This window comes from Vulcanisaeta sp. EB80, assembly GCF_002078205.2.
Map to the genome: position 1 here is coordinate 20,789 of NZ_LCWN02000017.1, position 15,668 is coordinate 36,456.

Here is a 15,668-nt window from a genome sequence, read left to right on the forward strand (position 1 = left end):
TACGCCTTATTAATTAATATTTTTCCTGAGACAACTGGGGAGAATCGATTACGAGAGATTCTTAGATTGATATTTCCCATCAGGTTTTTTAAACTCAATCCGGTTGGGGTGTTGGCTGCTTGCCTGAGCGGAATGCCGTGAAGGAGGCGGCCTAAGGCCCAGCCCCGTGGGCGGTGAACGATGATACCCCGAGGATGGGGGCACAGTCCCGACAAGGGATGACTGGTGATTAGAGACGCAGGCATGAGGGAAAACGGGGCGTATACACCACACCCATCCTCCTCTCAACATCCCTAAGTAATATATAGAATAGAACTACTGCTGTGGCGTAGAGCATTGAGGTCAAGTAAAGTGGTAGGTCTAGGTAACCAATATCCATTAAGTAACCACCCAGTCCTGGTCCCACTGCACGGGGTATTGAGGATAGCATATTCCAAATGCCAAAGACACGACCTCTTTCCTCCCTAGGTGCCAATTCATTAATTAATGACGTTAATAATGGGTTTGCCATATTCATTAACGTATTCCTAATTATAAACAACGTAAGCAATATGGGTAAGTTGTATATTGATGGCATTACGGCCAACACCACCGTGGCTAAACCCTCAAGACTGACTACAGAAATCACCCTACTGCGAAAGGCTCTTGATATTATTGGTGCCATCAGCGTACCAAGCGCCAGCGTTGCGTTGGATATTGCATACACGAGACTTAGGCTTGCAAGATCAACGTGGAATTTCAGGTAAAACCAGAGGCTGAATAATGGAATTATTATGCCAGCACCAAGACCTATTATTGCCTCAGGAATAAGCCTTTTTAACAACCAGGATGAACGTAATCTACCCAAATCCCTTAAGCTCAATCTCTCAATCTTAACATTCAGTATGGACTTATCTAGATACTTAACAGCCCTAAGTACCATGGGTATCGTTAGGTATAGAGACGCCGCCTCTGCCAGGAATACCAGGTCATAGCCAAAACGCCCGAGGTAACCAGGTAGTACTGCCAATAATGAACCAACAACACTAAACGCTACATTGAAGGTTGATGAGAGGCTAAATAGCTCATCAGAGATATCTTCCTGCTTCGCATACTCACCAACTATTGCTGTCAATACAACATATCGATTAAACAATGCAATGAGTAGGTAGGCTATAGAAACTATGATAGGCACACCTGTAATCATTAGGAGTATCAATGACCCACTAATTAATGATAATAATATGAAAAGTTTAACCCTATCCATGAAATCGGCCAGGTAACCCACGATTAATGAACCAAGTGCGCCCATTAACGAGAATGTCCCAAGAACGAGGCCTATGAATGCTGGGGACATACCAATACTGAGCATGTATATCGAGAGCATCACCGAGTTAGCACCCCAAATAATACCACTCAACGAATTAGCCATAGCCAATAGAAGCCCCACACCACCAACCCTTCTAAAGTACATTGTTCATTAACGATGATTTCCCAGCCTTAATAAGGAGTATTTCCCAATCTGGAATAGAAAATTTAATGAAACACCGATATTAGGAAATCAATAATCAAAGTATGTATATTATTGAGAGAAATGTTTAAAACAGAGAGGAGGAAATAGTAGAACTATGACAAACGGTGGAAAAATACTCATAATAGCAATAGCAACACTGATACTAGCACTAACGGCACCAATAAACGCCCAGCAACTCCCACCTGGACCATCAAGCACCCCACAGTACTTTACGTGCACTGAGATAATTCCCACCATTTCAGGTTCCAACCTTACCCACGTCATTGTTTGGTTGAGGTTAAGTAATGTGACTACGAGTAATGGTTTGCTTTCCCTTCTCAATCAAATGTATTATAACCCATTTAGCCCATACTTCCACGAGTTCATCACGCCACAGCAGTTCGCCTCCTGGTACTCACCGCCTAGTTATGTCTTCACGTACATCGAGGACTTGGCGACGCAGTACGGCTTAATCGTTAATTACACATTTCCAATGCTCATAGAGGCAACCGGAAATGCAAGCTCTGTCGACAACTTCCTAACAGCACTACAAACAGCCCCTGCAAACATAAGCCAATGGATACTGGCTGGGGAATGCGTACCAATAGGCTACTTCTACGTAAATAGTAAGGCTCCTGTATTTAAGCCGCAATATGAAATGCTTTATCTAAATACGACGAATGTAAACGCTGTGTTAAGTACGAACGTAACAGTAATCAACGGAGTACCCCTACAGGTTAGGTACCGCATGGCTGAAGTATGGTTACCAAAGGGTCTCGAGTTTATATACGATGAATTACCACTATTCAATGGCTACACGGGGTACACAGGGAAGGGCGTAACAATAGCTATTGTCGACGCCTTCGGAGACTTCGCAGGTGCTTACGAGGCAACCTTCAACTCAAGGTATGTACCGACTAAGTACGTGTCGGTGGCATGCAACGACCTAGAGACATTTAGTGAACACTTTGGTTTACCGTACAGCCCAACGCAATGCAAGGTCATTTACCCAACGGGCATTCCGGTATTAACGCCCCAGGACATATCGACTGCCGCAGGTTGGGCTGGGGAGACTGCTCTTGATATTGAGTATGCCCACACCATGGCCCCTGGTGCCAACATACTCCTCGTAATATCCCCAGACTCGGGTGATGATTTGTATGTTGATATTGAGTACGTTGTTAATAACTCCCTAGCCAACTTCATAAGCCTGAGTTGGGGTGCTTATGAGGATATGTTCTATTACCCACCACCAGCCTACAACCTACTTTATGCCTATGACGAGATATTCATGCAGGCAGCAGCCGAGGGCATCGGCGTATTCGCAGCATCTGGAGATTCGGGTGCTTTTGATACGTACTGGCTAGCTTATAACATGCCTATGGAAGCCAGCGTATTAAATCCAGCCAGCGACCCATGGGTCACAGGCGTAGGTGGCACAACACTCAAAGGCATAATTAGTAGTATGATAACTAGTAGAATTGAGTACGCATGGGATTGGAATGCATATTATATGTGGGGTAGCGGTGGTGGTTACTCCTTCGCATTTCCAGAAACCCCAGGGCAGGCGTTAGTGCATATAATTTATGAGCACATCTACGTCTACGAGCCAGACCTCGGCATTAACTTCTACACCGTGGGACATAGGGGTGTCCCAGACATCGCAGCTGATGCAAACCCATTCACCGGAGTACTAATCGTACTCAATGGTGTGATACCACCATACTTAATAGGAGGTACAAGCCTAGCCACACCATTGTCGACCGGCATGACGGCGACGATCCAGAGCTACCTTGGCAAATCGTATGTAATAGGTGATTTGGCGCCGAACCTATACCTACTGTATTACTATGAGTATCCACAATTCTACGCCTGGGGTAGTGCATACCCAACACAGCAGTTCTACACGGGAATACCCGGTGCCATGTTCCCAACACTGGGCGGCCAGAATGGACTGTACTGGGTAATACAGGGCATGTGGAACCCTGTGGATGGCCTTGGGCAAATAAACACCTACGGATTGGCGCAGGCACTCAGTGGATTTCCGCAAAGCATAATAATATCGCAAATACAAATTGGTTGAGCTTTATTACCCTATAGCTTCCATTAAAATCAATATTTCCTTTATTTTTCATTTAAGTGCTAAATCAGCATTGTCTCCTTCAATCCCTGTATTATCAGGGAGACCGCCCACGCCATTATTATCAGGCTCATGAACCTACCAATGAAGCGCAGCATGTTGACCCCAACCACCTTCATGATTAGGAGGCCGAACCTAATGACTAGGTAGGTTATGAGTGACGCTATGGCTATACTAACTATTACCTCAGGTAGTCCATAGTACGTACTGAAGAGCATCACTGACGTTATAGCTCCAGGCCCTACAAGCATTGGCGTGACTATTGGTACGAACACGTAATCCTCAGGGCTTAAGCCCATGGTTCTGGGCGCACCCTCCCTTAGTGTATCAATACCTATGACCAGGAGGACTATGCCGCCGGCAATCCTGAAGTCGGCTATACTTATATTAAATGCTGTTAATATGTATGGCCCTGCAACGGCGAAGAAAATCAATAGGGTTGGTACGGCTATAGCTATGATCCTGAGGGCTCTCCTAAACACCGAAGTCTGCTCAATGTTTGGCATGCTCATTATTAGGGGTAGTGCTCCCATGGGATCTATTATTGCTATTAGTTGGGAGACCATTATTAATACGTCGATTGCAATACTCATTATCCAATGCAAGTGCATAAACCCTTTAAAAGGGATTCTGCGTGTTCGTACCTGCGATGTTGCTGTATCCTACCTTTTCTAACTTTCATTAGAAACTTTAATAAGCAAATTAGTGTCTTGCTTTTAGAAATGGCAGCTGGTGGTGTTACTCGAGTGAGGAGGGTCAGGAGAAGTATGGTAATCACCAAACTACCGTACACAACGAAAATATACATAAACTACCAGGTATTAATTCCGGCTAGTTTGGTTAAGGCTTTGGGTATTGAGAATGCTTGGTATGCCGACATAACAATTGAGTATTTTGGTCAGGAAATAACATTGAAGAAGGTTAAGTTATTACGTACCAGGAACACAGCCAGTAGGCAATTCACAGTACCTAAGGATGCTAGGGAGAAGTACGGCATCAAGCCATTAGATGAGGTAAAGGTCATCGATATTAAACCCTATTACTAAACTTCGTAGATAATACCTATCGTGAATCGCAGATGCGCGGATTCATAGGACTGTCTACTAGCTAGTAATTAATATAAACACATTGATGCTCTAGTGAGGGTAAAAGCATAAAAAGGCTTTGTGGATTACGCAAATCGTATGCCAATTAGCGACCCGGAGAAACTTAGGATAGCCATTGAGCACAGATTCAACTACTGGATATGTAGGAATTGTGGGGCAAGGAATCCACCAGGCGCTGAAAAGTGCCGGAGGTGCAAGAGCAAGAATTTAAGACCCAAGAGGTTCAAGAAGTGATGTTGTCATTAATTTCACCGTGGCTCATCACTCTACTCTCACGCCTCATTAATGTAAGTAGGGGTGAATAATCACCTAAAGGCTTCCCGTCCGATAACTAATGTGTATTACATGAGTATTTGCGGGTAATCAATGAAGGTGGTTAGATATATAAATAGGTAGTTAGTGTTTCATGTAATGGAAGACGTAGATAGATACGAGGAAGAACCTGAAAACGAGGGAAACGACGTAGACACCGGCAATGAGAATTACACATCGCTTGTTGATAAAGCCCCTGAGTGGAGTGTTGGTGTGATCCTATATAATGGCAATGCGTACCCACTTGCAAAGTCCAAGTACAGGAAGAGTGAGTACTACTTCTCACCAAGTTGGAGACCTGTGGCTAGGAACGTTAGTGGTGAGGTTGTTGTTCTTAGGGATGGTAAGGTTAGTAAGTATAGGATTAGTAGGCATGGTGATAAGTACCTCCAGGTAGTCCTTGTTTAAAATACCTAGGTGCAAATAATACAATCAACTGCCTTCCTTGGCGCGTCCTATGATCATCAATAATTTGTTAATGACATCCATGGGTGTCTTGCCGAGTATCACAATCTCAGGTTCCTTACCCCAATCTCCAAGGTGGTAAATAATATCGGGAACCCTACCCACAGCCTTTATTGCCTGCTCCGTACCCCAGGGAATAGACGCTCCCTCTTTAGCCTTGATTTCGGGTGGTTCCTGCCTCCTATCATAGCTACTAACGAGTAACCCTAGTTTCCTTGCTCTCTCTATCAATTCGCTATCGTACTTTATGTTCATGGCAGCCCTAACCTCTGGGTCGTACTTCATTACCGTTAATATGTAGCTAGCTACATGCGAACTAGCGCCAAATGTTGGTGGTCCACTGGGCTTGGCCTTACCGAGGTACTTAACGATCCTGCCAGGTACTGCGGCAACATCGCTGGCATCCCTGGCATAGAAGGCGGGTAGCGCATAACCTAGGTTTGACTGAACTTCGGGTATGTAATTACCTATGGAATCAGCGTTTCTCCCAACAATGTCTAAGGCCTTATTCAATTCATCAATTACCTCGAACCTGTATGCCTTTAGTTCGAGCCATGCCATTGGATTAACGGGGCCATGCCCATGACCTAGAGGTAGTGAGTACTTAATGGCTGTCGTTATTAATTCCTTGGCGATCCTAATAGCCTCCCAGGGATGCAGCCCCTTAGCCAGTCCTGCGGCTATCGCTGCTGAGAACGAGCATCCAGTCCCATGCGTATTCTTGGTCTCAATCCTCGGAGCTCTCAATTCCCTATACTCACCAGAATCCCTGAAGTAGACAATGTCTATGCTCTCATCACCAGTGAGATGACCACCCTTAACAATAACAATCTCCGGGTGAAGCTCCTCGGCAATAACCTTAGCAGCTCTCTTGGCATCATCCAGGGATTCCACATGGAAGCCAGCCAGGTGTGATGCCTCGGGTGCATTTGGCGTGACAACCTTGGCAATAGGTATTATTACACGCTTTAATGTTTCCATCGCGTCAGCCCTAATGAGTGGATCACCACTCTTAGCATACATAACGGGATCAACAACTAACGGGAAACCCCACCTCCTAACTGCCCTAGCCACAGCCTCCATTATTGGTGAACTACTGAGCATTCCTGTTTTTGCGGCATCAACACCGATATCCTCAGCCACAGCATCTATTTGTGCCTCAACAACAGCTGGGTCTATCTCCTGAACAGCCCTAACGCCGAGGGTATTCTGGGCTGTGACGGCAGTTAGTGCAACCATGCCGTAAACCCCAAGTGCATGGAATGTCTTTATGTCTGCCGTAATACCGGCCCCACCACTCGAGTCCAACCCAGCTATTGTTAATGCCCTTGGTATTTTCATACTGAAAAATAATTTAATTATTGCATTTTTATAAAGCTTTTATTAATGGAGGAGAGGGGTCACTGAAAGTAATTAATAAATCGTCTTGGTGAATAATTTCATGGTGATGAGCATGAGGAGGGCGTTGGAGATTTTCCTTGTGATATTAATAACATTAGTCACACCAATCATAGTGCATGCAGCACAGGGCACCAATGATATAAACAACGCAGCCACTAACATAACAAACACAATAAATAATTTCATGAACTCAATAACTAACAGCACAGAGGACGTCATAAACACGGCGTTGGCTAACCTAATATCATTCACAAACTTCCTAAAGAACGTAATCTACAATGCATCCGAGGTGCTCGCCATACTCTTTGGGATAATTGGTGGCTTCCTGTGGCTTAGTGGTGTTAGTCCATATCGAGGCAGGAGACTGGTCATATCTGCGATCTTATTGGCGCTATTAGCCATAGTAATAGCCCATTTGTGAGTGAGCAATTAATATAAGGCAGAAACTCAAATGTCACATATGTCAGAAATATTGATTAACATCCTAAGGGACTTGGGCTTTAGGAGAAGTGGTGATTCCTGGGTCAAGGACTATGGGGATAATGTAGAATTGAAAATAACACCCAGCAACACTGGTGATATTAATATTGAATTTAATGCGTCAATAATAACCAATGAGGATCTATCAGAAGTAAGTACGCCCGAGGATCTAATGAGGGTGTTATTAAACCTACCGGCAGGTGGTGAGTTGTTGGTATCACTATTCAAGGCGGTAAATGATTTAATACACATAAAACTTGCAATGAGTATGATTAATTAGGGCTCTTTGATGCTTGCTGCCTAATTCGTACTAACTCCTTAGCTATAGCCCTGACAAGCCCCCTCTTCCTAAATCCCTCCCTCTTTTTAATGGCTATGTAACCATGAGGCCCATCAAACCAATTGGCTGGATGCCGTTTATCACCATAAACCTCAAACTCAAGGCCTAGGTTGCTGGCAGCCTTCACCAATTCATCGATTGTAGGCGATTTAATGGCGATACTTCTAGGGACTTTCCTACCATCTCTCCTACTCTTGTTTAAATCAAAATAAACGGTCCAAATGATCCAATAACCCTCCTTATCCATCATAGGTAAGATCTAGTCAGGGGTATAAAAGGGCATTGATGTGGCAGAAATTCAACCCTACCTAAAAAGCAAGTAATATGCATAAATTACTGGGGAGGTCTATCGAGGTCATTAAGGTTTCATTTCTCAATCAATACAGCATTAACAATTCCATCCTGGCCGGGCCTTGACGTAACAACAGCCCTACCCCTCTCAGTCTCTATTATCGCGCCCTTAACAATAACCTGCCTCTTGGCCAACTCCCTATTTGCCGGTGTCTCCACGATCCTGACTATCCTAACCTTCACAGCCTTCCTCTCGCTAGGTATGTACAAATTGGCGTATTGAACCGCAACAGCCTTAACCTTAGTATTGCCACCAAGCACCCTTATAATCCTCCTAACCTCGGTGTCCGATAATGCGGTGTTTGTAGGCGGACCACCGCCCAACGCCTTTCTCTTAACCTTATACGGCCTGGCCCTATAACCACCACTTGGCTTCTTACTATCCCTACCCTGGTAAAAGCTCAGCAGTTTTACCACGAAAATAACTCAACGTATGTAATGACTTTAAAAGATTTTGCCCCATAACTACTGGCGTATTCCCAGGGATGATAATGAGCATAGGTTCGTTGATGAGGGAGTGCAAATTCTGCATCAATATTGTGTGCTTTTAGCCATTGTTTTTACATTTAGTAAGGTGTAATGAAGGATTTACGTGGGTACAGGCATGAGTATGCCTCTATGGAATTAATAGAGGAATTGCATAGTAGGATTGGGGTTAGTTCACGTGATCTGCATGATGCTAACTACCTAAGAGGTGCTTTCATGAGGAGGTATCGTGAGAATAGAAACCTCAAGTTAGCCCTAGACCTATGTATCGAATGCGGCGCATGCTTAACTGTATGTCCTGCATACATATCCACGGGCGATATAAACAATTCACCACTAGGCAGGTTGAGGTTGGCTAGGGCAATAATCAATAATGAGGTGAGTGCAGAAATTCTTAGTGATGCGTACACGTATTATTGGCAGTGCCTAACGTGTAGGAGGTGTTCATGGATTTGCCCCATGGGCATCGATGTTGGTGACGTCTCGAGAACAATAAGATCAATCCTATACGAGATAGGTTTAGCCCCACACTATGTCGCCGGTGTAATAGATAATCTAGAGACTACGGGTAACTTCCTCGGTTTGCCACCTGATGTGCTAAAATCAATAATTAATAATATAATTGACGAGATAAGGGCTGAGAAGGGTGTTGAGGTTAGGGTTAAGATTGACGAGCCAGCCTACGCCCTATTACTACCCTCAGCATGCGCGGATTACACGGTGGCTATAAACACGTTCAAGGGCTACGTACTGCTACTCAATAAGTTGGGCATAGACTTCACAATAAGCACAGGGGCACCCGATATAACGAACTACGGCTTGTTCCTCGATGAAAGGCACATGAAACTAATAGCTGAGAGAATAGTCAATGAGGCCCGAAGATTAGGCGTCAAACTCGTAATAGCCAGCGAGTGCGGTCATGGATGGAGAGTATTTAAGAATTACATAATACCGAGACTTCGGGAATACGGTATCGAGGGCACACACATACTCTACCTCGCAGCGGATGCCATAAAAAGAGGCTTTATTCAAATTGATAGGTCATTAAACGGCAACGCAATGTACGTGTACATGGATCCATGCCATTACGCCAGAGGTGGTGACTTAGTCCGTGAACCAAGGTTCATACTTTCTAAGGTCGCTAATAATTACTCATACCTGAATGAAAAACCAGAATTGGCAATATGCTGTGGCGGAACCAGCGGTATGCTTGCAAAGGAAATGGAGGATCTATCGATTAAATACGCGAGGCTTTGGTACGAAAAAGCTCTTACGAAGAATGCAGATTACATAGTGGTTCCTTGCGCAGCATGTAAACTGCAGATGGATAGGGTATTACCAAAACTAAACAGGGCTTATGGCAAGGATGTAGCATTCATAGGGCTTATGGATCTCGTGTATAAAGCACTAATCACATAATCAAACTAGATAAACCCAGACTTAGGATTAGTAATGACCAAGTCCATAGTACTACCACGTTAATTAATGGACATGAAGAAAACCTTAAAACCCAAGGTAACAACAGGAGTTAGGGGCCGTAGTCTAGCCTGGCTAGGATGCTCGGCTCGGGCTGGTCGGCCATGTGGGTTCAGGGAGACTCAAAGCCACGGGATCCCGAGTGATCCCGGGTTCAAATCCCGGCGGCCCCACCAAGAATTTTTCATGAAATAAACGTGTAAGTTGATGGTACATATAAAATAAGTTTGTGGTAATGCTTATATTCATACTTGTTTAGGTATGGTGCGTGACCATAAAGGGTGTTAATGGTGTTGTGGGTTTTGTCGATTTATCAAGTGGTGATGTTAAGAAGATACAAATTCCTGATGAGGTGTATAGGGATTTCCTTGGTGGTTACGGCCTAGGTGTATGGTTTCTCTACACGCATATGAAGCCCCGGGTTGATCCTCTTGGTCCAGGCAATATCCTTGGTATAATCTCCGGTCTCCTTAATGCCTCCAATATCCCCATGACCGGTCGATCCATGGTTGTTGGTAAGTCACCATTAACTGGTGGTTGGGGCGACTCCAATGCAGGTGGTAGGTTTGGTCCTAAACTACTTGAGGCTGGTCTTGATGCAATATTCGTAACTGGTGTTGCAGATAAGCCCGTCTATATCTTAATCAATAATGGCGATATACACATAGAACCTGCTACGGATCTGTGGGGTAAAACCACCGGCGAGACTGAGGATGAACTTAGGAGTAGGTATAAGGGCGCCCAGGTAGTTAGTATCGGTCCTGCGGGCGAGAGACTTCAGTTGATTGCAGCTATAATTAATGAGCGCGGTAGGGCATACGGTAGGTCCGGATTGGGCGCGGTCATGGGTAGTAAGAAGTTGAAGGCGATAGTGGCTGTTGGGGATAAGAAGCCCGAAATTCATGATCGTGATTTACTTAGGCAGAAGATAAAGGAGATGCTTGATGCATTAAGGACGACTAGAGCTAAGGCTTACGAGATTTGGCATAAGTACGGCACAATATCGACACTGGACACCAGCGTATTATCCGGAGACGCACCAATAAAGAACTGGGCGGGTATTGGCGTCAGGGATTATGGGACTAAGAACCTTGAGCTATTCGGCACAAACACCGTAATCAAGGACAATGTTAAACCATATGGGTGTGCAAGCTGTCCCGTGGCTTGTGGCGCCTGGATTAGGAGGCAGACAAGGTATGGTCTTGTGGAGAATGGGCACAGGCTTGAGTACGAAACAGCATCACTATTTGGACCAGCCCTCCTTAATGCCGACCAGGACTCCGTGGTCTATGCTGGCGAGTTATGTAACATGTATGGTCTAGACACGATATCAACAGCCAATGTCGTGGGCTTTGCCTTCGAGCTTTACGAGAAGGGCATACTCACGGAGAAGGATGTTGGCTTCCCACTTAAGTGGGGTGACCCTGACGCTGTTGTTAAGCTCGTTGAGTTGATAGGTAAGGCTGAGGGTATTGGGAAGATTCTTGGGCAGGGGGTAAAGAGGGCTGCGGAGTTGATAGGCAGGGGCGCCGAGCAATACGCAATGCACGTTGGTGGTCAGGAATTACCAGCGCACCATCCACAGTTTTTGCCAGGGCTAGCCATAACATATACTGGCGACCCAACCCCAGGCAGGCATACGGCTGGCGGTGTTCACTGGTGGGGTGAGGGCGGTAAGAGACTCTGGGCGCCATTCGATATAGGCGTGGATCTTGGCGCATCACCTAAGTATGATTATGCTGATAAGGGACGTAAAGCTGCCATAATTGCTATGTCAACACAAGTCGAGAACTCACTTGGTTTCTGCCAATTTGCCTCCCAAGTAATCTACAGAACCTTACCCTACATCGACTTGATATACGCTGTTACGGGTATTAAGTACACACCGCAGGAGCTTCTGAGGGTTGGGCATAGGATACACACACTTAGGCAGCTATTCAACGTAAGAGAGGGCGTAAACCCAGCCCGTGATTTCAGACTACCAAAGCGTGTCCTTGAACCGTTCCCGGAGGGTCCATTAGCCAATGTTAAGTTGACTGAGGAGGATGTGGAGAGAATGAGGGCTCAGTATTGGGAAACCCTGGGCTGGGATCCAGCCACTGGTTATCCAAGGAGAAAGACCGTTGAAGAGCTTGGGCTAGCCGAAATAGCCAGTGACGTACTAGCAATATTACCGCCATGATAGTTTTACCTACATACTACGATAGTTTTAAAAACAAACCATTCTCACCCTATGCTCCGTGCTTAAAGGAAGTATAATTACTGTACTATCGTCAGAGGAGAAGGACGCCATCAACATAGCATCAATGCTCGGTAAGAGGGATAGGACTGAGGAAAGGGTTTATTACAGAAAGATTGGTAATATGGTTCGAAGCATATTAATACCGGGTATCGATAGTATCCTCGAGGTGGCGAGGTCTCTCTCAATATCCAGCTCCTTCTACCTGAGCATGTCGAGGTTCACCTGGATTGAGGGCGAGTTGGCATTACTTGCCGAGGCTGCTAACGTACCTGGCGTTGTGCTTACGAGCGATGTTGAGATGTTTATGAAGTTCTTTAAGGAACTTGGTATATCCAGGTTCGTTTCTACTGAATTTAAGGAGTTTGATGTTGACGTGGTGGATAGGGGCTTGATTTTTGTCGATAGGGTCTTCAATGTTAGGGGTGTTGGTGTTGTGGCACTGGGTTATGCATTAACTAGGGTAGCTGTTCACGACAAATTCATTGCGTATCCAATGAATAGGGAGGTTGAGGTAAGGAACATACAGGTACTTGATGATGACCAGGAGGAGGTAATGCCCGGTACGCGTGTTGGGTTAGCCCTTAGGAACGTTAGGCTTGAGGATGTGGAGGACATGCAGGCACTTGTTAAGCCTGGCACTAAGTTTGTGGACTCAATAAATAATTTTACCAAGTTTAGGTGGAGTGATGATGCGAGAGAGGTTCATGTGGTTTTCAACGGTATAAAGGTTATGGGGAGGCTTGAGAATGGTGAGGTAAGGCTTAGTAAGGAATTACCATTGGTTAATGGTAGGGCTTTAGTGATTAATGTAAATGCAAAGCCTAGGAGACCTAGGATCATGGGTTATGTGGACATTAGTGCCTAATTGCATACTCAACGAGCTTCCTAAATCCCACCTCACCCTCCCTAAATATTGATTCATCCATTGGATGTAAATTCCTCGATATTCTCGGCTTAAACTCCATTTTACTCAGTATGTCCTTCTCAATATCAACACCTGGCGCATATTCCTCAAGTACGAGACCCTCATTTGTTAACCTAAAGACTGCCCTCTCCGTTATGTACATGACCTCCTTACCCATCTTAAGCCCAAGCTCGGCATTAAAGCCAATCTTGTACGGCTTATTCACAAACTTTATTATTGGTCCATCAACTAGTATCATAAGCCTATCATTGCTTATGATGATATCCCTCTTACCCGCAGTGAATGCACCCGCAAAATACAATCTTGGCGAGCCATGGGCTATTACCGGAAAGCCGCCAGGGCCTGTAACCCTCTCCGGTAGGAAGCTGGGGTTAACATCGCCCCTAGGACCAACCTGCATGAAGCCTAGGGATGCTACATCAATCGCGCCACCCTCATATATTATGAATTGGTCAGGCATTGGTATTATTGCCTTTGGGGATATTGCAACTCCAAAGTCATCATCACTAAGTGCCACACCTCCCCACGGGCCCGACTCTATTGTCATGACTATGTAGTCCTCTAGCTTCTCACTCATTATTACCCTGGCTGCTAAGGCAGGTATGCCAATACCTAGGTTCACTGCGATTGGTCTGCCCAATTTTTCAATGAGACTAACGAACTCCAGCACAACCCTCCTAGCAATTACATACTCAAAATTCAATTTATCATTACTAGGCAGGCACACATTGCTTAGCAAAACACGACCACATACACTTGGATCATACCTAATACTGGCTGATTGTGTATGGTGTTCTGGCGGTGATAATACTACGTAGTCAATTAACGGACCCGGCACATGCACATCCCTAGGGCTGATAAACCTACTCACGTATAGTACCTGGGCAAAGACCCGACCTGGATTTGGTTGAGCCTTAACGGCCTGTGCTATTGCTAAAACCGAGCCATATATTGCCTCCTCGCTCATTGATAAATTACCGTACTCATCAGCCGCACTACCACGTATAAGACCCACATTGGGCTTTGGGCAGTTGTACACTAGGTACTCATCACCATTAATACTAATCACATCCACACTACACGTCTTTCTCTCCCTGGCTAGGTCATTAAGGTAAACGCCATCCTGCCTAGGATCCAGGAATGTGCCAAGCCCCACCTTCGTAATTGTGGGCGTTCTAGATGCTGTATTCCTAAACCATCTAGTGGCAACACCTATTGGGAATGCATACGCCTCAACCCTATTCTCAATAACCAGCCTCTGCAAGTTCGGCGCAACACCAAGAAATGTTAGCATAAAGCCCCTAATGAAACCGAAATCATTATCCTCAATCATCAACTTAGCCACGAGATCAAGGGCGCGATTCCTAGCCGCAGGTAAGGAATCAGCAACAAAGAATAAGTCCCTCGGATGACCAGTATTTCGATACGTTTCATAAAGCTTTAAGAGTAGATACTCAGGCGTCGTAGCCATGTTAAAGCCAGACACCGCAATGACAGATCCATCCTTGATGAAATCCAAGGCATCATTAACATCCACAACCTTTCTCATCAATTAAGAAGCTCGTAGGTTTGAAATTTAATACCTTCATAAAGATGCACTTTTTGCATATATGCTGGACAAATTACATGCGAATAAAGATATATGAAATTAAACAAATGAATATCTGGAGATTCATGGAAACCAGGACAAAAAAGTTAAAAGTCTGCGATGTACAACAAGACCTGCGGGGGTGCCCGAGCCAGGTCAAAGGGGACGGGTTTAGGTCCCGTTGGCGAAGGCCTGCGTGGGTTCAAATCCCACCCCCCGCACCAGGGGTTGATATTCTTTATTATATATTGCTATATCATGTATAAATGAGTATATTAGTTAAAATTAATAATATAAGACTGATTAAGGGCACATTTTTATAGTTATTGAAAGCGCTTAAAAAGAAGTCCGAGAAATAGGCACGTGCTTGGGATTTTTTATCGTGTGGTATCAATATTGAGATATATCGTTTGCGTTAGTGGTACGTATCACGATAATATGCTAAATTTATTTTCAGGTATTACGAGCATACCTATATCGGTCTACATACCGGTTATTATCTTACCCATCACTATAATACTCCTTGTACTTCTGATTATTTATAGGAACAGTACTGTATGGCGTATAATTATCATCACCTTAGCAACAGCCCTTATATTAATAACGAAGGTATTTAGTAATCAATACATAACAATAATAGCGAGTCGTATCAACACGGTAAAGCCACATATTCAACGCTGTGTGATCACCATTACCATACCCAACCCTTATCATGCATACTCATTGGTCGTTTATGTCATCGCAATTACACTAATTTTGGCAGCATTTATGCTTCAGATACACAATAAGAAATAGATATTTTAGAAATGAAAAATGCGTGATTTATGATTATCAGGGCGGAGTTTCTGCTTACATAGTTATTAT

Annotated in this window: 15 protein-coding genes and 2 tRNA genes; 11 read left to right on the plus strand and 6 right to left on the minus strand. The window is 44.6% G+C overall.

Features of this window, described 5'->3' with window-relative positions:
* Nucleotides 1-229: 229 nt before the first annotated feature.
* A complete protein-coding gene (locus B7L70_RS04695; protein WP_081226731.1) occupies nucleotides 230-1,453 on the minus strand; it encodes an MFS transporter in 1,224 nt (407 codons plus the stop codon).
* Nucleotides 1,454-1,607: 154 nt separating this feature from the next.
* Here B7L70_RS04695 and B7L70_RS04700 point away from each other — a divergent pair, with 154 nt between their 5' ends.
* Nucleotides 1,608-3,575 carry a S8 family serine peptidase gene (locus tag B7L70_RS04700; RefSeq protein ID WP_081226732.1) on the plus strand — a complete coding sequence of 656 codons (1,968 nt, stop codon included), beginning with the start codon at nucleotides 1,608-1,610 and terminating at the stop codon, nucleotides 3,573-3,575.
* Nucleotides 3,576-3,634: 59 nt separating this feature from the next.
* Here the strand turns inward: B7L70_RS04700 and B7L70_RS04705 are convergent, their stop codons facing one another.
* Complete coding sequence (locus B7L70_RS04705) at nucleotides 3,635-4,225, minus strand: MarC family protein (protein ID WP_081226733.1); 591 nt, start codon at nucleotides 4,223-4,225, stop codon at nucleotides 3,635-3,637.
* A gap of 129 nt (nucleotides 4,226-4,354) precedes the next feature.
* Between B7L70_RS04705 and B7L70_RS04710 the strand changes: the two genes are divergently transcribed.
* From B7L70_RS04710 to B7L70_RS04720, 3 genes are all read left to right on the plus strand, one after another.
* Nucleotides 4,355-4,678 carry an AbrB/MazE/SpoVT family DNA-binding domain-containing protein gene (locus B7L70_RS04710; protein ID WP_081226734.1) on the plus strand — a complete coding sequence of 108 codons (324 nt, stop codon included), beginning with the start codon at nucleotides 4,355-4,357 and terminating at the stop codon, nucleotides 4,676-4,678.
* Between the two features lie 138 nt (nucleotides 4,679-4,816).
* Nucleotides 4,817-4,972, plus strand: coding sequence for a 50S ribosomal protein L40e (locus B7L70_RS04715; RefSeq protein ID WP_081226735.1), 156 nt, complete (start codon nucleotides 4,817-4,819; stop codon nucleotides 4,970-4,972).
* A gap of 177 nt (nucleotides 4,973-5,149) precedes the next feature.
* Nucleotides 5,150-5,458: a hypothetical protein gene (locus tag B7L70_RS04720; protein WP_081226736.1), complete on the plus strand. Its 309-nt coding sequence runs from the start codon at nucleotides 5,150-5,152 to the stop codon at nucleotides 5,456-5,458.
* Between the two features lie 24 nt (nucleotides 5,459-5,482).
* Here the strand turns inward: B7L70_RS04720 and B7L70_RS04725 are convergent, their stop codons facing one another.
* A complete protein-coding gene (locus B7L70_RS04725; RefSeq protein ID WP_081226737.1) occupies nucleotides 5,483-6,856 on the minus strand; it encodes a bifunctional hydroxymethylpyrimidine kinase/phosphomethylpyrimidine kinase in 1,374 nt (457 codons plus the stop codon).
* A 112-nt stretch (nucleotides 6,857-6,968) separates the two neighbouring features.
* On the opposite strand from B7L70_RS04725, the gene B7L70_RS04730 reads away from it, so the two are divergent.
* Together B7L70_RS04730 and B7L70_RS04735 are read left to right on the plus strand one after the other, a co-directional pair.
* A complete protein-coding gene (locus B7L70_RS04730) occupies nucleotides 6,969-7,337 on the plus strand; it encodes a hypothetical protein (RefSeq protein WP_081226749.1) in 369 nt (122 codons plus the stop codon).
* Nucleotides 7,338-7,376: 39 nt separating this feature from the next.
* Nucleotides 7,377-7,676 (plus strand): hypothetical protein, encoded by a 300-nt coding sequence (locus B7L70_RS04735; protein WP_081226738.1) that lies wholly within the window; start codon nucleotides 7,377-7,379, stop codon nucleotides 7,674-7,676.
* Here the strand turns inward: B7L70_RS04735 and B7L70_RS04740 are convergent.
* Nucleotides 7,669-7,983 (minus strand): signal recognition particle subunit SRP19/SEC65 family protein, encoded by a 315-nt coding sequence (locus B7L70_RS04740; protein WP_081226739.1) that lies wholly within the window; start codon nucleotides 7,981-7,983, stop codon nucleotides 7,669-7,671. The genes B7L70_RS04735 and B7L70_RS04740 overlap by 8 nt on opposite strands.
* A 119-nt stretch (nucleotides 7,984-8,102) precedes the next feature.
* Nucleotides 8,103-8,504, minus strand: coding sequence for a 30S ribosomal protein S8e (locus B7L70_RS04745; RefSeq protein WP_081226740.1), 402 nt, complete (start codon nucleotides 8,502-8,504; stop codon nucleotides 8,103-8,105).
* Nucleotides 8,505-8,666: 162 nt separating this feature from the next.
* Here B7L70_RS04745 and B7L70_RS04750 point away from each other — a divergent pair, with 162 nt between their 5' ends.
* From B7L70_RS04750 to B7L70_RS04760, 4 genes are all read left to right on the plus strand, one after another.
* Nucleotides 8,667-9,992 carry a (Fe-S)-binding protein gene (locus B7L70_RS04750; RefSeq protein WP_081226741.1) on the plus strand — a complete coding sequence of 442 codons (1,326 nt, stop codon included), beginning with the start codon at nucleotides 8,667-8,669 and terminating at the stop codon, nucleotides 9,990-9,992.
* A 112-nt stretch (nucleotides 9,993-10,104) separates the two neighbouring features.
* Nucleotides 10,105-10,225, plus strand: a tRNA-Pro gene (locus B7L70_RS13275).
* 92 nt (nucleotides 10,226-10,317) lie between these two features.
* Nucleotides 10,318-12,231, plus strand: a complete 1,914-nt coding sequence (locus B7L70_RS04755; RefSeq protein ID WP_081226742.1) for an aldehyde ferredoxin oxidoreductase family protein — start codon at nucleotides 10,318-10,320, stop codon at nucleotides 12,229-12,231.
* 58 nt (nucleotides 12,232-12,289) lie between these two features.
* A complete protein-coding gene (locus B7L70_RS04760) occupies nucleotides 12,290-13,156 on the plus strand; it encodes a translation elongation factor (RefSeq protein WP_081226743.1) in 867 nt (288 codons plus the stop codon).
* Here the strand turns inward: B7L70_RS04760 and B7L70_RS04765 are convergent.
* Nucleotides 13,146-14,765, minus strand: coding sequence for an acyl CoA:acetate/3-ketoacid CoA transferase (locus B7L70_RS04765; protein WP_202908687.1), 1,620 nt, complete (start codon nucleotides 14,763-14,765; stop codon nucleotides 13,146-13,148). The genes B7L70_RS04760 and B7L70_RS04765 overlap by 11 nt on opposite strands.
* Nucleotides 14,766-14,940: 175 nt before the next feature.
* Here B7L70_RS04765 and B7L70_RS04770 point away from each other — a divergent pair.
* Nucleotides 14,941-15,028: transfer RNA gene (locus B7L70_RS04770), tRNA-Leu, on the plus strand.
* The last annotated feature ends 640 nt before the right edge of the window (nucleotides 15,029-15,668 follow it).